Origin of the sequence: Enterobacter cloacae complex sp. IR5384 (genome assembly GCF_049237265.1) — a bacterium.
Classification (GTDB): domain Bacteria; phylum Pseudomonadota; class Gammaproteobacteria; order Enterobacterales; family Enterobacteriaceae; genus Enterobacter; species Enterobacter cloacae.
On sequence record NZ_JBMKHJ010000015.1, the window covers coordinates 1 to 23,356 of the forward strand.

Genomic DNA, 23,356 nt, shown 5'->3' on the forward strand with positions numbered 1-23,356 from the left:
TCAGACACCGTCTGAATTTGCAGCGGGCTGGAGAAAGGGTCATTCTGAGAATGAAGATTCCGACGTTACTAACTGAGTGTTGTATCTAATCGTGGGGGCAGGTCAGTGGCAATGTAATGTCGCAGTGAATGAAACTCTGGAACCCCTAATTTTTTGCGATAACCACTAAACCAGCGGGTGAAGTAGTGGCTGTATGACCCTTTATAGAAAGTTAACTGCGGGAACAGTCTACCCTTTTGGTTCTGTACATAGTCCAAAAATCCCATATCTATCAATTTGTTATGAATTGGTATTGTACGTTTACTGTTCTCCGTTTTGACCACCTGTCCATCATGACGATCATCAATCCTGATGCACCATCTTCCCTCATTTTTAAATATATCACCATGATATAGCTGACAAATTTCATTAGCTCTCATCCCCGTAAATCGACCAAGCAAAATAATCCATCTCTTCCAGTCAGGTAAAGTACTGATCCCATTCTCCAGACATCTGATCTGAGCAGAGGTATATGCCTCTCGCTTTTGGGAAACTGGCTCGCGATCCTTTTGGAGCAACCCCTCAAAGGGATTTTGAAAATCATAGTCAGTGCGATGTTTCAGCCATCGGAAAAAACCACTGATTTTCTTAACATATTTGTTCTTTGTAGGAATCGCGACATCGAGCCCGCTAATGAATTCAGCAGCCCTGCTACGCTTAAGCACCTGATCAGTGAAGCTAAAGTACTTTTCAATACAGCGTTTGATAGAAGAAAATTCCCTTTCACAAACTTCACGGCTTTTAAACTCAACGTACTGCTCAGCATGTAGTTTTAGCTCGCTGAGCGACAAGTCTGAATGAGGGGATTGAATCAAATCGATTGTAGTCGTGGCGGTTTCAGTACTCAGCCAAGGACGATCTGCAAAGCGTAAAGATCGCTTTGTCGCTTCAGTCTTTGAACGCGTACCTAACGAACGACGAAACTCGCGGCGTTTACCACAAGGTAAGACGTTAACTTTCCGGTAGTACCAGATCCCATGACGGGAGAGCATAAGGGACATCGTGTAGCCTACTGGTGATACACAGTTTTTGTACCACTAAGGCTATGGAGGAGAGATTTCAGTACTATAGCGTATAGCTATCAAGTACTTACCCAGAAATGGGTGGGGGCCCTGCCAGCTACATCCCGGCACACACGTCGTCTGCCCTGGCTGCTTCCTTCCGGACCTGACCTGGTGAACAGAGTAGCGTTGCGGGAGAACCAACAGGGCCCCCATTGTGAGCGTTGTTAACCAACGCGCTGGCGCATTATCCCTGTGCTAACGGTCAATTGCAAGCTGCCAGCAACCGGATGGTGGTTTCTTGCGCAAACAGGCACAGCAATCGGCGCAATCTTCGTTTAACATGACACTTCACTCATCCCCACAGGTGTACTGATGGACGAACACGACTCCTTTCCACAGCGAGTGTGGCAAATTGTGGCCTCCATTCCGGAGGGCTACGTGACAACCTATGGTGACGTCGCACGTCTTGCTGGCTCCCCCCGCGCGGCGCGTCAGGTGGGTGGCGTGCTAAAACGGCTTCCTGAAGGCAGTACATTGCCCTGGCATCGGGTTGTGAATCGTCATGGTGCCATCTCGCTCACCGGGCCGGATTTGCAGCGCCAGAGGCAGGCATTACTTTCAGAAGGGGTACAGGTGTCCGGGTCAGGGCAGATTGATTTGCAGAAGTATCGCTGGGTGTATTGAGCCCCTCCCCCGAAGGAGAGGGGAACACATTACAGCTGAGTCGGTGGGGTAGGTACAGACGGTTGGTTCGTCTGTGGTGCGATCGGCACTTCGGTTTGCTGCACCGGCACCAGGTTCAGGTCGATTTTCGTCCCACCGTTGTTGATGGCTTCCTGAACCGTATCGGTAATAAACACCAGCTTACCGTTGATGGTTACCGCAGCGCTCAGAAGGATACGGGCGTTCGGCTGTACGTCTGCCGGGTTATACGGCAGCACGAAGCTAAACGGTGCCTGCTTACCTTCGGTACGTACAGCACGCTGGGCCACCACTTTCGACGGCGCGTCGGCCAGAGAAGCATCAGACAGCGTGACCGTTAATACCGCATCCGGTGGTAAAGCGACTCGCTGTTTGATCCAGATAGTACCGGAAACATTAGGTTGCTGAATGGATTGCTGTGAGAGTGTATTAATCCCATTTGGATCTGCTGCTGGCACCGGCACCTGGGCGCTCTTACCTGCACAGGCGGACAACGCCACCGCAATAGCTACACCACTTAGCATGGGCACGAGTTTCATTGAAGTCTCCTTATCATCAATGCACCAGCGGGATCGATCCCATCCGATGTCGTTTCAAACACATATCGTATTCAAGTGTGGCACAGATCACTGATTAATGCCTAAATTCTCCCTGATATTCAGATAATTCTACCCGTCGGACCACTTTCATTTCTGCGTTATACTCTGCCTATCTTTCGCCACGGCGTTTATTGAGGACAACTATGAGTCAGGCACTGAACAATCTGCTGACATTACTGAATCTGGAAAAAATTGAGGAAGGACTCTTTCGCGGACAGAGCGAAGATTTGGGCTTGCGTCAGGTCTTCGGCGGGCAGGTCGTCGGACAGGCACTGTACGCTGCCAAGGAGACCGTCCCGGCAGACCGTCTGGTGCACTCCTTTCACAGCTATTTTCTGCGTCCTGGCGATAGCGCAAAACCCATTGTGTACGACGTGGAAGTGCTGCGTGACGGCAACAGCTTTAGCGCGCGCCGCGTGGCAGCCATTCAGAATGGCAAGCCCATCTTTTACATGACCGCCTCTTTCCAGGCACCGGAACCGGGTTATGAGCACCAGAAAACGATGCCAGCGGCACCGTCGCCGGACGATCTCAAATCGGAGACCGATATCGCCCGCGCGCTGGCCCACTTGCTGCCACCGCAGGTCAAAGAGAAATTCCTTTGTGATAAACCTCTGGAGATCCGTCCGGTCGAATTCCATAACCCGATGAAAGGCCATACGGCCGAGCCGAAACGCCAGGTCTGGATCCGCGCCAACGGCACCGTACCAGAGGATTTCCGCGTGCATCAGTATCTGCTGGGCTATGCGTCAGATTTTAACTTCCTGCCGGTTGCACTGCAGCCGCACGGCGTGGGGTTCCTTGAAAAAGGGATGCAGGTTGCGACGATCGATCACTCGATGTGGTTCCATCGTCCATTTAACATGAATGACTGGCTACTCTACAGCGTGGAAAGCACCTCGGCGTCCAGCGCTCGCGGGTTTGTACGTGGAGAGTTTTATACGCAGGACGGCGTGCTGGTCGCCTCGACGGTGCAGGAAGGGGTGATGCGTAATCGCGGGTGATAATGCCCTCCCCCACAGGGCTGAGGGATATCCATAAATAATGCCTGCACAGACGGCCCCCTCTCCCTTTGGGAGAGGGCTGGGGTGAGGGGGAACATACGGCTGTGGAGGTCATTCCGTTCACTTTATGTTCCCTGCTACTCTGTAACGGCATGACCCGTGAACGTGCCAGGGCGGCTCAATCGCCACCGCCCTGGCGACCCGGGCTCCCGGCGGTAAGCCATTCATTTTCCTGAAACAACATTCTTCGCTTTCGGTAAAAAATTACTGGGCTCCCTCAGCCCACGGGGAGAGGGAATAAATACTAAAAACGGCAATCAGGGATTGCCGTTTTGCTTTTACCTTGTGCGGCCTGATGCCCTCACCCTGGCCCTCTCCCACTGGGAGAGGGAATAAACACTAAAAACGGCAATCGGAGATTGCCGTTTTGCTGTTTATTATGCGTTATACGCATTCTCGCCGTGGCTGTTGACGTCGAGACCTTCGCGCTCCTGCTCTTCCGGTACGCGCAGACCCACAGTCATGTCCGCCAGTTTGTAACCAATGAAGGCCACCACAGCAGACCACACAACGGTAATCGCGATACTTTCCAGCTGCACCAGCACCTGGTGAACCATGTCAACGCCCTCAGCGTAACCCACTCCGCCCAGCGATTTCGCGGCGAAGATACCGGTCATGATACAACCGACGATACCGCACACGCCGTGCACGCCAAAGACATCGCAAGGGTCATCCACGCGCAGAAGACGTTTCAGCGCCGTCACACCCCACAGACCCGCCAGACCTGACACCAGGCCGACAAGCAGCGCACCACCGACACCGACGTAACCACATGCTGGGGTGATACCCACCAGACCGGCAATGGCACCCGAGCACGCGCCCAGCAGAGAAGGTTTACCGCGAACCGCCCACTCACCAAACACCCATGAGAGGATTGCACCCGCCGTGGCCACCACGGTATTCACGAAGGCCAGCGCAGCGATTTCGTTAGCAGCGCTCGCAGAGCCAGCGTTGAAGCCGAACCAGCCAAAATAGAGGATTGCTGTACCGGTAAAGACCATCGGCAGGTTGTGTGGTTTGAACGCTTCTTTGCCAAAGCCCACGCGTTTGCCAATCAGGTATGCCCCCACCAGACCCGCCACCGCAGCGTTGATGTGAACAACGGTGCCGCCTGCGAAATCCAGTGCGCCGTGCGACGCCAGCAGACCGCCACCCCAGACCATGTGTGCAATCGGCACATAGGAGAGCGTCAGCCAGACCACCACAAAGATCAGAACGGCAGAGAAGCGAATACGCTCAGCCAGCGCACCCACAATCAGCCCCACGGTGATACAGGCGAACGATCCCTGGAACGCAACGTGGATGTACTGATAGAAACTGCCCATCACCGCGGTCAGTTCAATATTTTTCAACATGGCCCAGTTGAAGTTGCCGAAGAAGGCGTTACCTTCACCGAAGGCCAGAGAGTAGCCGTAGACCACCCACAGCACGCAAACCAGCGCGAACGTCACGGCAACCTGCGTCAGCATGGAGAGAACGTTTTTGCCACGGATCAGGCCGCCGTAAAACAGCGCGATGCCCGGAATAGACATGAACAGCACCAGCGCGGTGCTGATCATCATAAAGGCGTTATCGGCTTTGTCTGCCACCGCAGGAGCAGCCATTGCCAGGCCCGGCAGCAGTGCCAGCGAACCCAGACCCGTTTTGATTGTTGCTATCTTCATTTTCTCGATCCCTATCACTGTGTGCCAGGAGTTACTTACAGTGCCGCTTCGTCAGATTCGCCGGTACGGATGCGAATGACACGCTGCAGTTCGGCAACGAAAATTTTGCCGTCGCCAATTTTGCCGGTATAGGCCGCTTTGCTGATCACATCGATGACTTCATCAAGCTGGTCATCAGCAATCGCGACATCAATTTTTACTTTTGGCAGGAAGTTAACGCTGTATTCCGCCCCGCGATAAAGCTCGGCATGACCCTTCTGACGACCGAAGCCTTTTACTTCGGTGACAGTCAGTCCCTGAATACCCATTGAAGACAACGCTTCACGCACGTCTTCGAGTTTGAATGGTTTGATTACCACCGTAACCAGCTTCATAGATCCCCTCCAGTCAGAATTCGGTAATGGCCGCAGCTAACACGCAGGAGACATTGCAAGGGGTGTGCCAGAAATGAAAACGGAAGGGAAAAGCGGCGCAATGCGCGTTAAAAGACCATTCATGGTCAACAGGTGAAAAAAAACGCACCGTGGCAGTGCATGGCGCGTTTCGGTTTTGCACCAACAGCGGTGACTGTTAGCACGTTGCCTGTTTTTGGTGCATCAGGCGCTAAGCGACTCTTCCTCCCGGACGCTGGCCGCCAGCTCTTCACCCGCCAGTTGCAGCTGATACATCTGCCAGTAGCGGCCTTTCGCCTCCAGGAGCGCCCGGTGCGTACCGCGTTCAACGGCCTGTCCGCGATGCAGCACCAGAATGGTATCTGCATCGACAATCGTTGAAAGACGGTGCGCGATAACCACCAGCGTCGTGTGGTCGCGCACGGCGGCCAGTGCCTGCTGGATAGCCTGTTCAGTACCGGAGTCGATGCTGGCCGTCGCTTCATCCAGAATCAGCACCTGTGGCGTTTCAATCAGCACACGCGCCAGCGCAAGAAGCTGTTTTTGCCCGACAGAAAGATTATTACCCTGCTCGCCCAGCCGGGTGTTGATTCCGTCGCTGAATCCGCGTGCCAGCTCTGCGAGCTGCACTTTTTCCAGCACGGCCCAGACCTGCTCCTCGGTATAATCACGCCCCAGGGTCACGTTGGCGTAAAAGGTATCGGCCAGCACGACCGGGTCTTGCTGCACCATTGCCACGCCTTTACGCAATACGCTGTGGCTGAGCGACGCCAGCGGACGTCCATCCAGACGAATTTCGCCTTTCGTTAACGGGTAGTAGCCCATCAACAGGCTTGCAAGCGTACTCTTGCCGCTGCCGGTATGCCCCACCAGCGCCACAAAGCCGCGCGACGGCACATCAAGATTGATGTCCTGCAACACCAGCCTGTCTTCACGGTAGGCAAACGAGACATGGTCAAACGTAATCGCCCCGCTTTGCAGCGGTGCTGTATCCTCACCATAGGTCTGACGCGGTCTGTCCATCAGTTCAAAGACGCGCTCGCCAGCAACCACCGCCTGCTGCAACATGGATTGTTGGGTTGTGAGTTCAATCAGCGGCTCGTTCAGGCGTCCCAGATAGCTGATAAAAGCATACAGAACCCCCACTTCAATCGTTCCGCCCGGACTCAGGCCAAAGAGCATCAGCAGGCCGCAAAGCACCAGTGCCGAGAAGAGGCTCAGCAGCGGACGCAGCAGGAAACCATCAAGGCGCAGCGTCTGCATACGCGCCATATAGTGCGAACGGCTGGCTTCGCCCATGCGTTCGCCAAAGCGAGCCTGCTGGCGGAACTGCTGGATAACGCTCATGCCGTTGATCACTTCGTTGAAGCCATCGTTAATATCGGCCAGGTAGGTCCGCACCCGACGTACAATAGGTGTGCTGTAGCGCTGATAGATCACCATCACAATCAGCACCGCCGGGAAAATCGCGATCGCCACCAGCGCCATGCGCCAGTCAAGGCTGAACATCGCCACCAGCATGGCGCCAATCAGCGCGGCACTGCGCAGCACGGTCGCCACGACCGTCACGTACAGATCGCGAATCACCTCGGTATCGTTGGTCACCCGCGAAATCACCTGCCCGACCGGCTGGATATCAAACTCGCTCAGCGGCTGGCGCAGCGCAGCATCCATAACGTCGGTACGCAGCTTCTGAACCACACCCACCGCCGCCCGGTTAAAGAGTAGCGACTGCGCATAGTGCAGGCCAGCCGCTGCCAGCTGTAGCCCCACATAGGCCACGCCTAACCCCGCCACCAGCCCCAGCGGCAAATAGCTTTTCGCAACCATATTGTCGATGAAATAACTGATGAGCAGCGGACCACTCACTTCTGCAATCGCCGCAATCCACAGCAGCACGACGGCAAGAGCAAGGGGTTTTCGCCATGGCGAACCGTAGGCCAGCAGGCGTTTTAGCGTCGGCCACTGCGTTTTTGATTTACGCATTAGCGTCCTCCTCTTCCTGTTCCGGGGCATCGTCGAGTGCCGCTTCAAGCTGCTGATAGCGATACATATCGCGATACCAGCCCGGTTGCTCCGCAAGCTGGTCATGCTGCCCGCGCTGGGCAATGTGCCCGTGCTGCAACACCAGAATTTCACTGGCTTCCGTCAGCGCCGACAAACGGTGGGCACTGATGATCACCGTCCGTCCGTCGCTCCACTGGCGAAGGTTATGCAGGATCTGGTGTTCGGTTCGACCATCCACAGCAGAAAGCGCATCATCCAGGATCAGGATTTCAGCATTGAGCAGCAGCGCACGGGCAATGGAAATTCGCTGTTTTTGCCCGCCAGAGAGCATAACGCCACGTTCACCCACCTCCGTTTCATACCCCTGCGGCAGACGCAAAATATCGTCATGTACGCTGGCTAAGCGCGCCACATGCTCAATCTCTTCCTGCGTGGCCGACGGACAGCCAAGGGCTATGTTGTTCGCCACAGTGTCAGAAAAGAGAAACGGCGTCTGGCTGACCACGGCCAAACGGCGACGCCAGTCGTCTAGTTGCAGTGTCGTGAGAGGAAGATTGTGGAAACGAATATCCCCCTGCGTGACATCAAAGTGACGCTGGAGCAGCGAAAGAACGGTACTTTTACCGGATCCCGTCGGGCCACAGATCCCGAGCATTTGCCCCGGTTGCAGCGTAAAGCTGACGTTTTCCAGCACCGGATGTTCCGTCTGCGGATAAACAAACGTACGGATGTCGACGTTCATCACTCCACGCCCTTCCGGTACCGGTTCGGTACCGTCGTTGACCACTGGCGCTTCAGACAACATGGCGCGAATGCGGCTATAGGCGGCACTGCCGCGCTCCACGATATTAAACATCCAGGCCAGCGCCAGCATCGGCCAAATCATCAGCCCCAGGTACATGGCAAAACTGGTTAACTGCCCCAGGGTCAAGGTGCCCTGCACCACCATCCAGCTCCCGCCACCGACGGCCAACAGGTTAGCCATGCCAATGGCGATATAGATGGTCGGATCAAAGCGCGCATCAATACGCGCAACGCGCATGTTTTTTGCGCCGGTGTCTGCGGCATCGGCCGCAAACAGGGCAGATTGCCGATCCTCCAGACCAAAGGCTTTGATCATGCGGATGCTGGTCATACTCTCCTGCGTGCGATCGTTTAGCGACGAAAACGCCGCCTGCGCCAGCTTGAAACGCTCGTGCAGTTGTTCGCCATAACGGTTGATCGCCAGCGCCATCAGCGGCATCGGCAGCAATGCCAGCAGGGTAAGTTGCCAGCTGATCTGAGTGGACATCACAATCAGAACCGCGCAGCCCATTACCAGCGAATCCACCAGCGTTAACACCCCTTCCCCGGCTGCGAACACCACGCGATCGACGTCGTTGGTGGCACGGGCGATGAGATCCCCGGTGCGATGGCGCAGGTAAAACTCGGGGTGCTGACGGCTCAGCTGGCGGTAAAAATCCTCGCGCAGCTCAACGGCAAGCTGATAGGACGCGCCAAACAGCAGCACGCGCCAGACGTAACGCAGCAAATAGACGATGACGGCCGTCAGCACCAGCGTGCCAACCCACATCAACACCCGTGCGGTGGTGTAATGCTGTTCCGTAACGCCATCCACGACGTAGCCTACCACCTTCGGCGGGATCAGCTGCAAAATGGCAATGATGATAAGCAGGAGAACTGCGCCGAGGTAGCGCTGCCACTCCCGACGAAAGTACCAGCTTAGTTGGGCAAATAATCGCACGCGGTTTGTTCCTGAAGGTATTTTATGGAGTTATTCAATGGGTAACGCTGTGGTGTATTTAATCTGTTCCATGGCGAAGCTTGAGGTGACGTCCGACAAGCCCGGTACGCTATTCACCAGCCGCTTGTAGAAATCATCATAGCGCTTCATATCTGCCACCTGGACACGCATCAGATAATCGTACTCCCCGGCCATACGCCAGAAGCCGAGGACCTCCGGCATGTCAGAGACCTGGTTTACGAAGCGGCAATACCATTCGCTGCTGTGGTGCTGCGTTTTTATCAGGACAAAGGCCGTCAGGCCCAGCCCCAGTTTTTCGGGATCTAATAACGCGACACGCCCCAGCAGAATGCCGTCATCTTCCAGCTTCTTGAGGCGCTTCCAGCACGGTGTGGTGGTCAGATTAACGGCATCTGCCAGCGCCTGCAAAGAGAGGGTGCAGTCACTTTGCAGCAATGAAAGCAGCTTGCGGTCAATTTTATCTAGCATACCCACCTCACAGAGAAAATTTTTCTCCCTTCATTCTATTTTAAAGGCCAGATAGCAACAATTTTTTCTGTGCTTTTCGCTATGCTGGGCACAAAATGACAAACGGATAATTACGATGAATAGCAACTGGGTTAAACATGCCATCAGCGAAATCAATGCCGACTACCAGCGCTCGGCCGACACCCATTTAATCCGCCTCGCCCTGCCGGGGTTTGCGGGGATTCAGCTGTATCTGAAAGATGAAAGTACCCATCCTACGGGCAGCCTGAAGCATCGTCTGGCGCGTTCGCTGTTCCTGTATGGCTTGTGTAACGGCTGGATTAAAGAAGGCACGACAATTATTGAATCGTCATCCGGTTCAACCGCCGTCTCCGAAGCCTATTTCGCCCGTTTACTGGGCCTGCCGTTTATCGCTGTCATGCCCTCCTGCACCGCGAAACGCAAAATCGAACAGATCGAATTTTATGGCGGACGCTGCCACTTTGTAGAAAGCGCCTGCGAAATTTACGCCGCCTCGGAAATGCTGGCCCGTGAGCTGAACGGCCACTATATGGACCAGTTCACCTTCGCCGAGCGTGCAACCGACTGGCGTGGCAATAACAATATTGCGGACAGTATTTTCCGCCAGATGACTCATGAGCCTCATCCGGTTCCGTCATATATCGTCATGAGCGCCGGTACGGGCGGAACCTCGGCCACCATTGGCCGCTATATCCGCTGTCAGGGCTACGATACGCAACTGATGGTGGTTGATCCGCAAAACTCGGTCTTCCTCGACTACTGGCAAAGCCGCAATGCCGAGCTGCGCAGCCCGGTGGGCAGTAAAATTGAAGGGATTGGCCGCCCGCGCGTTGAGCCGTCGTTCATTCCTGATGTGGTGGATGAAATGCTCCGCGTACCGGATGCCGCCAGCGTCGCGACGGCCCACTGGCTGGAGACGCAGCTGGGCCGCAAGGTGGGTGCCTCTACCGGTACCAATATGTGGGGTGCGCTGCAGCTGGCAGCACGCATGCGTGAAGAGGGCCGCACGGGCTCTATCGTCACGCTGCTGTGCGACAGCGGGGAGCGCTACCTGGAAACCTATTACAACGCGGAGTGGGTGCAGGCAAACATCGGTGATATTGCGCCGTGGCAAGCGCAAATTGCACAGCTGGTGAAATAAAAAAAAGCCAGACCGAAGTCTGGCTTGCTGGAAGGGTCTCACTATTCGGGGGAATATGGGAGGGTGTTGTTGTCCAGCCAATGTGTTAAAAAATGGGACACCGCTTCATTACGGCAGTGTCCGATAACCGGCAGATGAGGAAGCGCAGAGATCAGCTGCGGCATAGCATTCCCCATAATCAAACCGCGCCCGACGCTGCCCAGCATCTCGCGGTCGTTCATGGCGTCACCAAACGCCATACACTCCTGCAGCGTCAAGCCCAGGTGGTCGCTCAAAACCGCCAGGGCAGAACCTTTGTTACACCCCACCGGCAACACTTCCAGACAATCCACCGCCGAAAAGGTCAGATGGGCCCGGTCGCCTAACGCCTCATTCAACTGAATACGTAAGCGGCAGAGATCGTCGTGATCGCCACAAAAACAGATCTTGGTCACCGCGTGGGCAGGGATGCGGCGCAGATCCATCAGCTGATAGCGAAAACCGCTGTAGACATGCGCATGGAGAAGTTGAGGGATTTCACGACCGGTAAACCAGCCGTTATCGTTAAAGACATGAACGCTGGCCTGGGTATCCCAGGTACTGTGCAGCACGATATCCGCCACTTCCGGGTTGAGATCCTGACGGTGCAGCACCTCCCCTTCGACCGAATGAATTCGTGTTCCGTTGCCGGTAATCAGAAATGCATCCAGGGAAAATGCGCCCAGCAGATGGCGCATCTCCAGCACATGACGGCCAGTGGCAAACGTCAGGGTTACATCACGCTCACGCAGACGCTTAAGGGTGTTCAGGGTTTTCTCCCCTAAACGGTGATCCGGCATTAACAACGTGCCGTCCATATCAAATGCAGCGAGCCGAGCCATCATAACTCCCGAAATGTGATGCGATTAACTTGTGCATCAGTATTGCGTGAGATATACGGAAGTAATAGTGAATAGATGAGAATTATTGTTCCGGGTTTATCATGCGCCAGCTCAACCGCCTCAAACAGTATCAACGCCTGTGGCAGCCCTCCGAAGGGGCACCGCAGCAGGTCACCATTGCGGAGCTCGCCAGCCGCTGTTTTTGCAGCGAGCGGCATGTTCGTACCCTGCTGCGTCAGGCGCAGGAGGCTGGCTGGCTGAACTGGCATGCACAGTCTGGTCGCGGCAAGCGCGGCGAGCTCAGGTTTTATGTCAGCCCGGAATCATTGCGCAATACGATGATGGAAGAAGCGCTGAAGCATGGGCAGCAGCATAACGCCCTGGAGCTGGCCCAGCTTGCGCCGGAAGAGTTGCGGGAGTTGCTGCATCCCTTTTTGGGCGGACAGTGGCAAAACGATACGCCGACGCTGCGCATTCCCTATTACCGCTCGCTGGATGCGCTGCAGCCTGGCTTTTTACCCGGCCGGGCGGAGCAGCACCTGGCAGGCCAGGTTTTCTCCGGGCTGACGCGCTTTAACGGCAACAACAGCGAACCAACGGGCGATCTTGCCCATCACTGGGAAGTCACGGATGGCGGCCTGCGCTGGCATTTTTATATACGCTCGACCCTGCACTGGCATAACGGCGACAAAATTGAGACAGCGCAGTTGCAGCGGAGCCTGAAGGCCCTGCTTATGCTGCCAGCCCTGCGCAAACTGTTCCAGAGCGTATTAGACATCGAGGTCACTCACCCGCAGTGCCTGACGTTTACCCTGCATCAACCGGACTACTGGTTGCCCCATCGTCTGGCGACCTACTGTAGCCGTCTGGCCCACCCCGATCAGCCCATGACGGGCAGCGGCCCTTTCAGGCTGAGCGTGTTTGATTCCGAGCTGGTGCGTCTGGAAAGCCACGAGCAGTACCATCTTAGTCACCCGCTGATCAAGGCGATTGAATACTGGATCACGCCGACGCTATTTGATTACGGACTGGGGACCAGTTGTCGTCATCCGGTCCAGATTGCCATTGGCGAGCCTGATGAACTGGAGAGCCTGCGGCTGGTAAGTAACAGCACCAGCCTGGGCTTCTGTTATCTCACCCTGAAACAGAGCGACCGGATGAGTGAACTGCAGGCTCGACGGCTAATCAATATCATCCATCTCTCAACGCTGCTGCATACGCTCCCGCTGAACGAAGGGTTGATTACCCCAACAGAAGAGCTGCTTCCAGGCCTGCCTATTCCCCGGTGGCCGGATTTAACGCACGTTCCTTTACCGGCAGCGTTAACCCTCGTTTACCATTTGCCCGTTGAGTTACACACCATGGCAAACCAGCTAAAACAGTATCTTGCGCAGCAGGGCTGCGAACTGACCGTTATCTTTCACGATGCGAAGACGTGGGACGGATGTCCGCAGCTTGCCGATGCGGACATGATGATGGGAGACAGGCTGATTGGCGAAGCGCCGGAGTACACGCTTGAACAGTGGCTTCGGTGCGATACCCTCTGGCCGCATCTGCTAAGCGCGCCGCAAGTTGCGCATCTGCAAGCCACGCTGGATGCCGTTCAGACTCAGGCCGATGAGCAGGCAAGACACGCTGGCCTGAGAGCCATCTTTACCCGGCTGATGGATAATGCGGTGCTGACGCCGCTGTTTAACTACCAGTATCAAATTAGCGCGCCACCGGGAGTAAACGGAATACGACTGAATACCCGTGGCTGGTTTGATTTCACTGAAGCCTGGCTTCCAGCCCCCCGGTCGTGAAGAAGCTGGTCGTCGCCGAAGTCAGACGGTAACATAATGTTTTTACCGTAACTGTCGAGATGATTTATGAAACGTGCCGTCGTCGTGTTCAGCGGAGGACAAGATTCCACTACCTGCCTGGTTCAGGCGCTTCACCAGTACGATGAAGTGCATTGTGTCACTTTCGATTATGGCCAGCGCCATCGCGCTGAAATCGACGTTGCCCGCGAACTGGCGCTGAAACTGGGCGCACGCGCGCATAAGGTGCTGGACGTCACGCTGTTAAACGAACTGGCCGTCAGCAGCCTCACCCGCGACAGTATTCCTGTTCCTGATTACAAACCTGACGCCAGCGGTATTCCCAATACCTTTGTGCCAGGGCGTAATATTCTTTTTCTGACCCTGACGGCCATCTACGCCTACCAGGTGCAAGCCGAAGCGGTGATCACCGGCGTTTGCGAAACCGACTTCTCCGGTTACCCGGACTGCCGCGACGAGTTTGTAAAAGCGCTTAATCATGCGGTAAATCTGGGGATGGCCAAGGAGACGCGCTTTGAAACGCCGCTAATGTGGCTTGATAAAGCGGAAACCTGGGCACTGGCGGACTACTGGGGCAAGCTGGATCTGGTTCGCAGCGAAACCCTGACCTGCTACAACGGCATCAAGGGCGACGGATGCGGCCAGTGCGCCGCCTGTAACCTGCGTGCCAATGGCTTGAATCACTACCTGGCAGATAAAGCCGGTGTGATGGCCGCGATGCAGAAAAAAACCGGGCTGAAATAGGGTTATTTGACCGTGCTGTCGAACAGTTTTACACCGGCAGCACGCGTGACTTTCATTAGCGTCGTCAGTGTTGGATTGCCATTATCAGACAAGGTTCGGTATAGCTGCTGGCGGGAAAGACCTGCTTTGGCAGCAATTTCACCTATGCCGCCGCGGGATTCGATGACCTGGCGGAGTGCAATGAGATAGGCAGGGATCCCCTGATCCTCATAAATTTCTTCCAGTGCTATTTGCAGGTAAAGTTGAGCGTAGGAAGGGTTTTCACGAAGCATTTTTACAACCGCATCGTGATGGTTAACAGAACTTGAATAGTGTCGTTTAGAAGTGCTCATCTGTTTTTCCTTTAGATAGATGATCTTTCAAGAAATCTACCGCCTGTTTAACATCTTGTTTTTGACTCTTCTTGTCACCACCGATGAGTAACAACAAGACCCTCTGATGCTCTACGGCAAAATAGATCCTGTAACCGGGACCACTATCAATTCGCATCTCCCAAACACCTTCTCTAAGGTATTTGTAATCACCAAAATTATGCTTTATTGCACGGTTAATACGCATAAGGATCCGTAAAACAATCTCCGGATCCTTTCTACGCATCCTGGTTATCCACTCCTCAAACGGCACTTTGCCATCACGGGTCCGATAACGCTCAACAACATAGTCCCTGTCCATTATTCTATCCCTGGAAAAACACTTTGTCTTTTATAAAAGACAAAAAATCACACGATCATCAACTCCAGCTTTTCCCGCAACTCCCCTTCCAGCAGCAGTGCTTTCTGCGTTTTCAGATCGATACAAACGAAGGTGATCAGCGCATCGGCTACCACCTGCCCTTCCGGATCCAGCGTCACGACCTGACTGAGCACGCCGCTCTTCCCGTTTAGCTGTTGCACCTGGCTGGTCACTGTAAGCACATCCCCCAGCACGGCCGGGCGACGATAGTTGATATTGATGTTGACGACCACGAACGCGATGTTGTGCGCGGTCAGCCATTGAAAGCTTTCGCTGTTTTCCAGCCCGTCCCAGCGCGCCTCTTCCAGAAATTCGAGATAGCGGGCGTTATTCACGTGCTGGTAAACATCAAGATGAAAACCGCGTACTTTGATTTTTGTCTGCATAGCGCAATAGCCTTTACTGTTGTTATAGGATAAGAGGTCAAGACTGGTATGACCTCTTTATCCTGGCAAACTTTTGCTGCTGTGCAAGTAAAACTGAAATTACAACGTCAGGTGTGAGAGGTTGCGCTCAACCAGTGAACTGCCCATCCCCGGAACCTGCCTGAGGTCGTCAACCGTTTTAAACGGGCCGTACTCTTCACGGTAGCTGACGATAGCCTGCGCTTTTTTGAGCCCTACGCCGTTCATCACGCGGGCGAGATCTTCAGCCGAGGCCGTATTGATGCTGACGCGTGTACCGTCGTCCTCTGTGCTTTTGCCAGGTTCAGCGGCTTTAGTCTGGGCAGATGCCTGTGCAGCGGGGTCAGTTTTGCTCTGTACAGACTGCGTTTTGGCTGCGGGGGCCGCCGCCAGTGCGCCTGCGCTCATTCCGGTGGTGGCAATAGCCAGTGTGATTAGCAGTGCTTTGATTCCACATTTCATGCTGTTATCTCCTTGTTTGTTGACAGCCATGTCACCATAGCCGTCAGCCAAAGGAGGCTCAAACATGCGTTTGCAGAAATGGAAAAGGCCGCGAAAGCGGCCTTCAGGGTTTGCAGAGCGTTACGAAAATCTGCGAGCAGATACGTAATTATTGCTGCTGAGTGATGGCATCGCCCAGCTTGATTTTGGCTTCTTTACGCAGGTTGCTCATCATCGCTTCGAAAGCAATCTGGGCATTGTTCTGGGTGATACCCTGAACCATTGCTTTCTTTTGCGCTTCTGGCATGGTGCCGGCTTTCACTTCATCCAGCGCCAGCAGAACGACGTTCCCCTGCATGTCGGTTGTTGTCCCGAAGCTCGGTTTGTCTTTCGCTGGCAGGCTCAGACCAAACACAGCCTGGCTGATTGGGTCCTGACCGGTTCGGCTCAGCGTTTTCGCGTCACCGAAGCTCAGACCCGCCGCTTTCAGGGCGTCTTCTTTACCGGCTTTCAGGTCAGCCAGGATCTTCTCAGCATCCAGTTTTGCCTGCTGTTCCGCTTTGCTATGTTTAACCTGCGCCACAACTTGATCTTTCACTTCCGCCAGCGGTTTTACCGCTTCAGGCTTGTGCTCGCTTACGCGCAGAACAAACGCACGGTCACCGTCAACGGTAATGATATCGGAGTTGCTGCCCGGCGTACCGTTCTCGCCCACCAGACCACCGTTGAAGATGGCATCCGAAACCGGTTTGAAGTTCAGCTCTTCCGGCAGGTTGTCTCGGCCAAACCAGCCGGTCTCCACCGCTTTCACGCCAGCAACCTGCTCTGCACCGGCCAGAGATTCGTTGTCGTTGCTCGCCGCATCGCTCACTTTCTGCTGCAGGGCATAGTACGCATCAAGCGCTTTTTCCTGCTTCACTTTGGCGGCGATATCATCACGCACCTCAGCCAGTGGTTTGGTTTTAGCGGCTTCGATATCATCCAGACGCGCAACCAGGAAACCAACGGACGATTTAATCACACCCGACAGCTGGCCCTTGTCTTTCAGACCGGCATTTTTCAGCTCATCCGGCGTAGTCGCCGCTTCCAGCCAGCCCATATCGCCGCCATTTTTGGCAGAAATGATGTCGGTGGATTTTGCTTTCGCAACGGTGGCGAAATCTGCGCCTTTGTTCAGCTCATCCAGCACCGCTTTGGCATCGGCTTCGGTTTTGGTCTGAATCACGCTGTAGCGGTTACGCTGCGGCTGAGTGAACTGATCCTGATGCTGATCGTAGTAAGACTGGATTTCTGCATCAGTCGCGCTTTCCTGCAACGCAGCAGCATCCAGCTTGATATAGCTCACGCGGAACTGCTCAGGTGCAACAAAGCTGTTTTTATTCTGCTCGTACCAGGCGTTAACCTCTGCGTCGCTCACCTGCTGCTTCGCCGCGAGCGCATTCACATCGATGGTCGCCTGACGCACAACACGCTGCTGTGCCACCAGGGCTGCCAGTTCGTCAGTTTCACCTTTGAGCATGAAATCAGTACCAACCACCGCATTGATGAGCTGTTGCGTCGTCAGCTGGTTACGCAGCGCCTGCGCGTATTGATCGGCCGTCATGCCCATCTGATTCACAATGCTGTTATAGCGAGCATTGTCGAACTTGCCGTTAGACTGGAAAGCCTGAGTCGAGAAGATGGCTTTTTTAACCTGCTCATCGCTGATACCCAGACCCAGTTTTTTGGCATATTGATCGAGGAGCGCTTCGTCAATCAGGCGGTTCAGCGTCTGCTGGCGCAGGGTTTTCATGTATCCTTCGTTCGCAGCCAGCTCAGAGAATTGGTCGCCCAGCTGTTGCTGCATACGGTTACGTTCACCGGCAAACGCGTTCTCGAACTGACCGCGGCTGATTTCCTGGCCGTTCACTTTTGCGGCATAGTTCGCGCCACCGCCGATAAGGTAACTGCTCACGCCGGTCAATATGAACGACACGATAATGATACCGAAAATAATCTTGAGCACGAGACTGTTAGCAGCCGTGCGTAAGCTGTCCATCATGGTGTAACAACACTCCGCTGTAGGTGACTGGTTACCTGACGCTAACGGAAAATCCTGACCGTCGCGCGTAAAGGCGTATTGTGACAAGAAAACGGGGCGATTGTCAGCCCACAACTCGCATAAACTCGCACAAATCAGGTCTGGACAAATAAAAAAGGCACATCAAATGATGCGCCCTTGTACTTTTCGGCTTCCCTGAAACGGGAAAGCAATCAGTTTACTGCGTCTTTCAGCGCTTTACCTGCACGGAAACCCGGCACTTTAGCGGCAGCAATGGTGATCTCTTTACCGGTCTGAGGGTTGCGGCCAGTACGGGCAGCACGCTCTTTAACAGCAAAAGTACCGAAGCCTACCAGTGCAACGTCGTCCCCAGCCTGCAGAGATTCAGTAACAGAAGCAATTAATGCATCTAACGCACGTCCAGCTGCAGCTTTAGAAATATCAGCACCAGCAGCAATTTTGTCAATCAGTTGAGATTTATTCACTGTTCTCTTCCTCTCTTTATAATTTATATCGCGCCTGAATCCTTCACAACGCGACCGCGCAGCAGTTATATCAGGCCTGCCATGACCTTACAACACCCGTTGTTGATGGCTGACCTAATCAGCAATCTAAATTAGCTATACAAAAAAAGGCTGGCAAGTGCGAAATGACTTACCAGCCTTGTTTTTATTGACGCTCTTTGCGCGAGGTCACTATTTTGCGGTCACAACCTGCATTCCGGAGGGTTCATTCTGCAATGCGAGAGTAAGAACCTCCTCAATTCGCTTAACAGGATGGATCTGCAGATCGGCAATCACGTTGTCCGGAATCTCTTCCAGATCGCGTTTATTTTCGTAAGGAATCAATACGGTTTTGATCCCACCACGATGTGCCGCCAGCAGTTTTTCTTTTAACCCACCAATTGGCAGAACCTGACCACGCAGGGTAATTTCACCGGTCATTGCGACATCAGCACGCACCGGGTTCCCTGTGAGACAGGAGACCAGCGCGGTACACATCGCGATACCGGCGCTTGGGCCATCTTTCGGCGTTGCCCCTTCCGGGACGTGAACGTGGATGTCACGTTTTTCGTAGAAATCCGGGTTGATCCCCAGTTTCTCCGCACGTGCGCGAACCACAGTCAAGGCCGCCTGGATGGACTCCTGCATGACTTCACCCAAAGAACCGGTATAGGTTAGCTTACCTTTACCTGGCACACAGGCGGTTTCGATGGTCAGCAGATCGCCGCCCACTTCTGTCCATGCCAGACCGGTGACCTGACCCACGCGGTTTTCGTTGTCCGCACGACCATAGTCGAAACGCTGAACGCCCAGATAGGCATGCAGATTGTCGCCGTTAATGGTGATGTGCTTCAGGCTCTTATCCAGCAGCAGCTGTTTCACCGCTTTACGGCACAGTTTCGAGATTTCACGCTCAAGGCTACGCACGCCCGCTTCGCGAGTGTAGTAGCGAATGATGCCGATAATCGCGCTGTCCTCGACGGTCAGCTCGTTGGCTTTCAGTGCGTTACGCTCAATCTGTTTTGGCAGCAGATGCTGCTTCGCAATATTCAGCTTCTCGTCTTCGGTATAACCAGACAGACGGATCACTTCCATACGATCCAGCAGCGGTGCCGGAATGTTCATGGAGTTGGAGGTCGCTACGAACATCACATCGCTCAGATCGTAATCCACCTCCAGGTAGTGATCGCTGAACGCCACGTTCTGTTCTGGATCAAGTACTTCCAGCAGAGCCGAGGCCGGATCGCCACGCATATCCGACGACATTTTGTCGATCTCATCGAGCAGGAACAGTGGGTTTTTAACCCCTACTTTCGCCATCTTCTGGATCAATTTACCCGGCATAGAACCGATGTAGGTACGACGGTGACCGCGGATTTCCGCTTCGTCGCGTACGCCACCCAGCGCCATACGAATATATTTACGTCCGGTCGCTTTCGCAATGGACTGACCCAGAGAGGTTTTACCTACCCCTGGCGGTCCAACCAGACAGAGGATTGGGCCTTTCAGTTTGTTTACACGGCTTTGTACCGCGAGGTACTCAAGGATGCGGTCTTTAACACGCTCCAGGCCGTAGTGGTCGGTATCCAGGATCTCCTGCGCCTGACGCAGGTCTTTTTTGACCTTGCTGCGGGCATTCCACGGCACCTGAACCATCCACTCGATGTAGCCACGCACCACCGTCGCTTCAGCCGACATCGGAGACATCATTTTCAGCTTCTGCAGTTCAGCTTCCGCTTTCTCTTTGGCCTCTTTCGGCATTTTTGCCGCGTCGATCTTACGCTTCAGCGCTTCGTTTTCGTCCGGCGCGTCGTCCATCTCGCCGAGCTCTTTCTGAATGGCTTTCATTTGCTCATTCAGATAGTACTCACGCTGCGATTTTTCCATCTGCTTTTTCACGCGATTGCGAATACGCTTCTCAACCTGCAGCAGATCGATTTCAGACTCCATCATCGCCATCAGATATTCCAGACGTTCGTTAACGTCGGACATCTCCAGCACGGACTGTTTGTCCGCCAGCTTCAGCGGCATATGCGCTGCGATGGTGTCCGCCAGACGTGCGGGATCGTCGATGCTGTTCAGCGACGTCAGCACTTCTGGTGGGATTTTCTTGTTCAGCTTGATATAGCCTTCAAACTGGCTAATCGCGGTGCGCACCAGCACTTCCTGCTCGCGCTCATCAAGCTGAGGCGAATCAAGGTACTCTGCCTTGGCAGAGAAATGTTCGCCATTGTCAGACAGGGTGGTAATACGCGCACGCTGCAGGCCTTCTACCAGCACCTTAACGGTGCCGTCAGGCAGCTTCAGCATCTGCAAAATAGAGGCCACGGTCCCGACGGTGAAAAGATCGTTTACACCCGGCTCATCCGTCGAAGCTTCCTTCTGCGCAACCAACATGATTTTTTTATCATGATCCATGGCGGCTTCGAGGCAACGGATAGATTTTTCCCGCCCTACAAATAAGGGTATGACCATGTGCGGATAAACCACCACATCGCGCAACGGCAATACGGGGATTTCAATGCGTTCAGAACGCTCAGGATTCATAGAGCTCTCTCTTAGTTTAGTGTCCGCCAGGTAAACTGGTCATGTAACTGTGCTTCACACAACCATTAACATGTAATCCAGTATATGGGGATGTTTCCCACACATTCAACGCCATGAATACGGAAAAAGTAAAGGGGAGATAAAATCCCCCCTTTTTGATTAACTGCTTGTATGATTTGGTGAATTATTCGCCAGATGCCTGCTGCGCTTCCGGTTTCCCGTAAATCAGCAGCGGCTTGCTTTGACCACCGATAACGGACTCGTCGATAACCACTTTTTCGACATCTTCCATGGAAGGCAGGTCGTACATGGTATCAAGCAGCGCGGCTTCAACGATGGAACGCAGACCACGGGCACCGGTTTTACGGATCATCGCTTTCTTCGCAATCGCATCCAGCGCTTCATCACGGAATTCCAGCTCAACGCCTTCCAGGTTAAACAGCGCCTGATACTGCTTGGTCAGCGCGTTTTTCGGCTCTTTCAGGATCTGGATCAGGGCTTCTTCACTCAGTTCATTCAGCGTAGCCACAACCGGCAGACGCCCAATGAATTCTGGGATCAGACCAAACTTGATCAGATCTTCTGGTTCAACCTGAGACAGCAGTTCGCCTTCGTTCGCTTTCTCGGATTTGGCCTTCACCGTTGCGCCAAAACCAATGCCGGAGCCGGTTTCAACACGGTGGGAGATAACTTTATCCAGACCGGCGAAAGCACCGCCACAAATGAACAGGATCTTGGAGGTATCAACCTGCAGGAACTCCTGCTGCGGATGTTTACGGCCACCCTGCGGAGGCACTGCGGCAACGGTCCCTTCGATCAGCTTCAGTAATGCCTGCTGTACACCTTCCCCTGATACGTCACGGGTGATAGACGGGTTGTCTGATTTACGGGAGATCTTGTCGATCTCATCGATATAGACGATCCCGCGCTGGGCTTTCTGTACGTCGTAATCGCACTTCTGCAGCAGTTTCTGGATGATGTTTTCCACATCTTCACCCACGTAACCGGCTTCGGTCAGGGTGGTGGCATCCGCCATGGTGAACGGCACATCCAGCAGGCGTGCGAGCGTTTCAGCCAGCAGCGTTTTACCGGAACCGGTTGGGCCGATCAGCAGAATGTTACTTTTACCCAGCTCTACGCCATTGCTGGTATCACTGTTACGCAGGCGTTTGTAGTGGTTATATACCGCTACCGCCAGCACTTTCTTAGCCTGCTCCTGACCGATGACATAGTCGTCCAGATGATGACGAATTTCATGCGGTGTCGGCAGCGCGCTACGCTCACGGTGAGGCGCTACTTCTTTAATCTCTTCGCGAATGATGTCATTACATAAATCAACACATTCGTCGCAGATATACACGGACGGCCCGGCAATCAGTTTACGCACTTCATGCTGGCTTTTGCCGCAAAAAGAGCAGTACAGCAGTTTGCCCGAACCATCTTTGCGTTTATCTGTCATGAGTCCAAACCTCTTTTTAAGTTCTTTGTGCCGCACATGACGACGCAAATGCCATTTTCAGACGCAAGCTGCTCTCAAGCAGAGTGCCGCTTTACCTTAGTATAGCGGCACACTCGCGTCGCGGGCATCAATTACGATGGGTCAAAATGGAGTCGACTAAGCCGTATTCAACTGCCTCTGAAGCAGAGAGGAAGCGATCGCGCTCGGTATCGCGCTCGATCTGCTCAAGAGATTGACCCGTATGCTGCGCCATAAGTTCATTCATGCGCGCTTTTACTTTCAGAATTTCGCGGGCGTGGATTTCGATATCCGTCGCCTGCCCCTGGTAACCACCCAGCGGCTGGTGAATCATCACGCGGGAATTCGGCAGGCAGAAACGTTTGCCTTTTGCCCCTGCGGTTAACAGGAAGGCACCCATAGATGCTGCCTGACCCATACAGATAGTGCTCACATCAGGCTTGATGAATTGCATGGTGTCATAAATGGACATACCTGCCGTAATCACGCCGCCTGGGGAGTTAATGTACAGGTAAATGTCTTTTTCCGGGTTTTCCGCTTCCAGAAACAGCATCTGCGCCACGATCAGGTTCGCCATGTGGTCTTCCACCTGGCCGGTCAGAAAGATAACGCGTTCCTTGAGCAGACGGGAATAGATATCAAAAGAACGCTCACCACGTGAGGTCTGTTCAATAACCATTGGCACCAGAGCCATATGGGGTGCAAAGTTATCTCGTTCGCCACTGTATGACATTTCCGTCTCCTGGATCAAAATTGAAAACACCTGCTGTACTGATTGTAACCTTACGGACGGATTATCAGCCAGTCTCATTCATCTGATTACACACTTATGGGGTTTACATTGCCCTATTTCAAGCATAACAACCTTTTGTTGTTACGCTAACACCGAAAGGGCGTTTTAGCACCCTTCCTGGGCTATTG

At 54.0% G+C, this 23,356-nt stretch carries 22 protein-coding genes and 1 other RNA gene; 5 read left to right on the forward strand and 18 right to left on the reverse strand.

The features are described 5' to 3' along the window. Window positions 1–68 precede the first annotated feature (68 nt). Window positions 69–1,031 carry a site-specific integrase gene (locus ACOTX3_RS13765; protein WP_250116767.1) on the reverse strand — a complete coding sequence of 321 codons (963 nt, stop codon included), beginning with the start codon at window positions 1,029–1,031 and terminating at the stop codon, window positions 69–71. Between the two features lie 118 nt (window positions 1,032–1,149). Then, window positions 1,150–1,246: signal recognition particle sRNA small type (gene ffs, locus ACOTX3_RS13770), an RNA gene on the reverse strand. 169 nt (window positions 1,247–1,415) lie between these two features. Between ffs and ACOTX3_RS13775 the strand changes: the two genes are divergently transcribed. Continuing rightward, window positions 1,416–1,727, forward strand: a complete 312-nt coding sequence (locus ACOTX3_RS13775) for an MGMT family protein (RefSeq protein WP_013095875.1) — start codon at window positions 1,416–1,418, stop codon at window positions 1,725–1,727. Window positions 1,728–1,756: 29 nt separating this feature from the next. Here the strand turns inward: ACOTX3_RS13775 and ACOTX3_RS13780 are convergent, their stop codons facing one another. After that, window positions 1,757–2,284 (reverse strand): YbaY family lipoprotein, encoded by a 528-nt coding sequence (locus ACOTX3_RS13780; protein WP_013095874.1) that lies wholly within the window; start codon window positions 2,282–2,284, stop codon window positions 1,757–1,759. 203 nt (window positions 2,285–2,487) lie between these two features. Here ACOTX3_RS13780 and tesB point away from each other — a divergent pair, with 203 nt between their 5' ends. Next, a complete protein-coding gene (tesB, locus tag ACOTX3_RS13785; protein WP_013095873.1) occupies window positions 2,488–3,348 on the forward strand; it encodes an acyl-CoA thioesterase II in 861 nt (286 codons plus the stop codon). Window positions 3,349–3,785: 437 nt separating this feature from the next. Here tesB and amtB read toward each other — a convergent pair whose 3' ends face one another. From amtB to ACOTX3_RS13810, 5 genes are all read right to left on the reverse strand, one after another. After that, window positions 3,786–5,072: an ammonium transporter AmtB gene (gene amtB, locus ACOTX3_RS13790; RefSeq protein ID WP_013095872.1), complete on the reverse strand. Its 1,287-nt coding sequence runs from the start codon at window positions 5,070–5,072 to the stop codon at window positions 3,786–3,788. 35 nt (window positions 5,073–5,107) lie between these two features. Beyond that, a complete protein-coding gene (gene glnK, locus ACOTX3_RS13795; protein WP_008503304.1) occupies window positions 5,108–5,446 on the reverse strand; it encodes a P-II family nitrogen regulator in 339 nt (112 codons plus the stop codon). Window positions 5,447–5,668: 222 nt separating this feature from the next. Beyond that, a complete protein-coding gene (locus tag ACOTX3_RS13800; RefSeq protein ID WP_013095870.1) occupies window positions 5,669–7,450 on the reverse strand; it encodes a SmdB family multidrug efflux ABC transporter permease/ATP-binding protein in 1,782 nt (593 codons plus the stop codon). Next, a complete protein-coding gene (locus tag ACOTX3_RS13805; protein ID WP_023621395.1) occupies window positions 7,443–9,215 on the reverse strand; it encodes a SmdA family multidrug ABC transporter permease/ATP-binding protein in 1,773 nt (590 codons plus the stop codon). The genes ACOTX3_RS13800 and ACOTX3_RS13805 overlap by 8 nt, the downstream gene beginning before the upstream one ends. 30 nt (window positions 9,216–9,245) lie before the next feature. Then, a complete protein-coding gene (locus ACOTX3_RS13810; RefSeq protein ID WP_020686133.1) occupies window positions 9,246–9,704 on the reverse strand; it encodes an Lrp/AsnC family transcriptional regulator in 459 nt (152 codons plus the stop codon). Window positions 9,705–9,819: 115 nt separating this feature from the next. Between ACOTX3_RS13810 and ACOTX3_RS13815 the strand changes: the two genes are divergently transcribed. Beyond that, window positions 9,820–10,866: a PLP-dependent cysteine synthase family protein gene (locus ACOTX3_RS13815; RefSeq protein WP_058678437.1), complete on the forward strand. Its 1,047-nt coding sequence runs from the start codon at window positions 9,820–9,822 to the stop codon at window positions 10,864–10,866. A gap of 41 nt (window positions 10,867–10,907) precedes the next feature. Here the strand turns inward: ACOTX3_RS13815 and cof are convergent, their stop codons facing one another. Further along, window positions 10,908–11,726 carry an HMP-PP phosphatase gene (gene cof / locus ACOTX3_RS13820; protein WP_038418803.1) on the reverse strand — a complete coding sequence of 273 codons (819 nt, stop codon included), beginning with the start codon at window positions 11,724–11,726 and terminating at the stop codon, window positions 10,908–10,910. A gap of 101 nt (window positions 11,727–11,827) precedes the next feature. Between cof and ACOTX3_RS13825 the strand changes: the two genes are divergently transcribed. Further along, entirely contained in the window at window positions 11,828–13,528 is a 1,701-nt protein-coding gene (locus tag ACOTX3_RS13825; protein ID WP_058678436.1) for an SgrR family transcriptional regulator, read from the forward strand. A 66-nt stretch (window positions 13,529–13,594) separates the two neighbouring features. Continuing rightward, window positions 13,595–14,290, forward strand: a complete 696-nt coding sequence (gene queC, locus ACOTX3_RS13830; RefSeq protein WP_013095864.1) for a 7-cyano-7-deazaguanine synthase QueC — start codon at window positions 13,595–13,597, stop codon at window positions 14,288–14,290. A gap of 2 nt (window positions 14,291–14,292) precedes the next feature. On the opposite strand, the gene ACOTX3_RS13835 is transcribed toward queC, so the two are convergent. From ACOTX3_RS13835 to clpP, 9 genes are all read right to left on the reverse strand, one after another. Continuing rightward, window positions 14,293–14,622 carry an addiction module antidote protein gene (locus tag ACOTX3_RS13835; RefSeq protein ID WP_013095863.1) on the reverse strand — a complete coding sequence of 110 codons (330 nt, stop codon included), beginning with the start codon at window positions 14,620–14,622 and terminating at the stop codon, window positions 14,293–14,295. Continuing rightward, a complete protein-coding gene (locus ACOTX3_RS13840; RefSeq protein ID WP_058678435.1) occupies window positions 14,609–14,962 on the reverse strand; it encodes a type II toxin-antitoxin system RelE/ParE family toxin in 354 nt (117 codons plus the stop codon). Before ACOTX3_RS13840 ends, ACOTX3_RS13835 begins: the two co-directional genes overlap by 14 nt. A 47-nt stretch (window positions 14,963–15,009) precedes the next feature. Beyond that, a complete protein-coding gene (locus ACOTX3_RS13845; RefSeq protein ID WP_058678434.1) occupies window positions 15,010–15,408 on the reverse strand; it encodes a YbgC/FadM family acyl-CoA thioesterase in 399 nt (132 codons plus the stop codon). A 99-nt stretch (window positions 15,409–15,507) separates the two neighbouring features. After that, window positions 15,508–15,888 (reverse strand): helix-hairpin-helix domain-containing protein, encoded by a 381-nt coding sequence (locus ACOTX3_RS13850; RefSeq protein WP_020686127.1) that lies wholly within the window; start codon window positions 15,886–15,888, stop codon window positions 15,508–15,510. 148 nt (window positions 15,889–16,036) lie between these two features. Beyond that, a complete protein-coding gene (ppiD, locus tag ACOTX3_RS13855) occupies window positions 16,037–17,908 on the reverse strand; it encodes a peptidylprolyl isomerase (RefSeq protein WP_058651624.1) in 1,872 nt (623 codons plus the stop codon). 212 nt (window positions 17,909–18,120) lie between these two features. Further along, window positions 18,121–18,393 (reverse strand): nucleoid-associated protein HU-beta, encoded by a 273-nt coding sequence (hupB, locus tag ACOTX3_RS13860; protein ID WP_002444653.1) that lies wholly within the window; start codon window positions 18,391–18,393, stop codon window positions 18,121–18,123. 210 nt (window positions 18,394–18,603) lie between these two features. Beyond that, window positions 18,604–20,958, reverse strand: a complete 2,355-nt coding sequence (lon, locus tag ACOTX3_RS13865; RefSeq protein WP_013095859.1) for an endopeptidase La — start codon at window positions 20,956–20,958, stop codon at window positions 18,604–18,606. Between the two features lie 184 nt (window positions 20,959–21,142). Then, on the reverse strand, window positions 21,143–22,417 hold the full coding sequence (clpX, locus tag ACOTX3_RS13870; protein ID WP_127869135.1) for an ATP-dependent protease ATP-binding subunit ClpX: 1,275 nt from the start codon (window positions 22,415–22,417) through the stop codon (window positions 21,143–21,145). Window positions 22,418–22,544: 127 nt separating this feature from the next. Then, window positions 22,545–23,168 carry an ATP-dependent Clp endopeptidase proteolytic subunit ClpP gene (gene clpP, locus ACOTX3_RS13875; RefSeq protein ID WP_013095857.1) on the reverse strand — a complete coding sequence of 208 codons (624 nt, stop codon included), beginning with the start codon at window positions 23,166–23,168 and terminating at the stop codon, window positions 22,545–22,547. Window positions 23,169–23,356 lie beyond the last annotated feature (188 nt).

Excerpts from the sequence above, each read along its gene's own strand:
- tesB (WP_013095873.1), top strand. The coding sequence starts at position 2,488 with ATGAGTCAGGCACTGAACAATCTGCTGACATTACTGAATCTGGAAAAA.
- ACOTX3_RS13810 (WP_020686133.1), bottom strand. The coding sequence starts at position 9,704 with ATGCTAGATAAAATTGACCGCAAGCTGCTTTCATTGCTGCAAAGTGAC.
- ppiD (WP_058651624.1), bottom strand. The coding sequence starts at position 17,908 with ATGATGGACAGCTTACGCACGGCTGCTAACAGTCTCGTGCTCAAGATT.
- cof (WP_038418803.1), bottom strand. The coding sequence starts at position 11,726 with ATGGCTCGGCTCGCTGCATTTGATATGGACGGCACGTTGTTAATGCCG.
- ACOTX3_RS13765 (WP_250116767.1), bottom strand. The coding sequence starts at position 1,031 with ATGCTCTCCCGTCATGGGATCTGGTACTACCGGAAAGTTAACGTCTTA.
- ACOTX3_RS13800 (WP_013095870.1), bottom strand. The coding sequence starts at position 7,450 with ATGCGTAAATCAAAAACGCAGTGGCCGACGCTAAAACGCCTGCTGGCC.
- clpX (WP_127869135.1), bottom strand. The coding sequence starts at position 22,417 with ATGACAGATAAACGCAAAGATGGTTCGGGCAAACTGCTGTACTGCTCT.
- ACOTX3_RS13815 (WP_058678437.1), top strand. The coding sequence starts at position 9,820 with ATGAATAGCAACTGGGTTAAACATGCCATCAGCGAAATCAATGCCGAC.
- amtB (WP_013095872.1), bottom strand. The coding sequence starts at position 5,072 with ATGAAGATAGCAACAATCAAAACGGGTCTGGGTTCGCTGGCACTGCTG.
- ACOTX3_RS13825 (WP_058678436.1), top strand. The coding sequence starts at position 11,828 with ATGCGCCAGCTCAACCGCCTCAAACAGTATCAACGCCTGTGGCAGCCC.
- queC (WP_013095864.1), top strand. The coding sequence starts at position 13,595 with ATGAAACGTGCCGTCGTCGTGTTCAGCGGAGGACAAGATTCCACTACC.
- clpP (WP_013095857.1), bottom strand. The coding sequence starts at position 23,168 with ATGTCATACAGTGGCGAACGAGATAACTTTGCACCCCATATGGCTCTG.
- ACOTX3_RS13840 (WP_058678435.1), bottom strand. The coding sequence starts at position 14,962 with ATGGACAGGGACTATGTTGTTGAGCGTTATCGGACCCGTGATGGCAAA.
- ACOTX3_RS13835 (WP_013095863.1), bottom strand. The coding sequence starts at position 14,622 with ATGAGCACTTCTAAACGACACTATTCAAGTTCTGTTAACCATCACGAT.
- ACOTX3_RS13775 (WP_013095875.1), top strand. The coding sequence starts at position 1,416 with ATGGACGAACACGACTCCTTTCCACAGCGAGTGTGGCAAATTGTGGCC.
- glnK (WP_008503304.1), bottom strand. The coding sequence starts at position 5,446 with ATGAAGCTGGTTACGGTGGTAATCAAACCATTCAAACTCGAAGACGTG.
- ACOTX3_RS13845 (WP_058678434.1), bottom strand. The coding sequence starts at position 15,408 with ATGCAGACAAAAATCAAAGTACGCGGTTTTCATCTTGATGTTTACCAG.
- ACOTX3_RS13780 (WP_013095874.1), bottom strand. The coding sequence starts at position 2,284 with ATGAAACTCGTGCCCATGCTAAGTGGTGTAGCTATTGCGGTGGCGTTG.
- lon (WP_013095859.1), bottom strand. The coding sequence starts at position 20,958 with ATGAATCCTGAGCGTTCTGAACGCATTGAAATCCCCGTATTGCCGTTG.
- ACOTX3_RS13850 (WP_020686127.1), bottom strand. The coding sequence starts at position 15,888 with ATGAAATGTGGAATCAAAGCACTGCTAATCACACTGGCTATTGCCACC.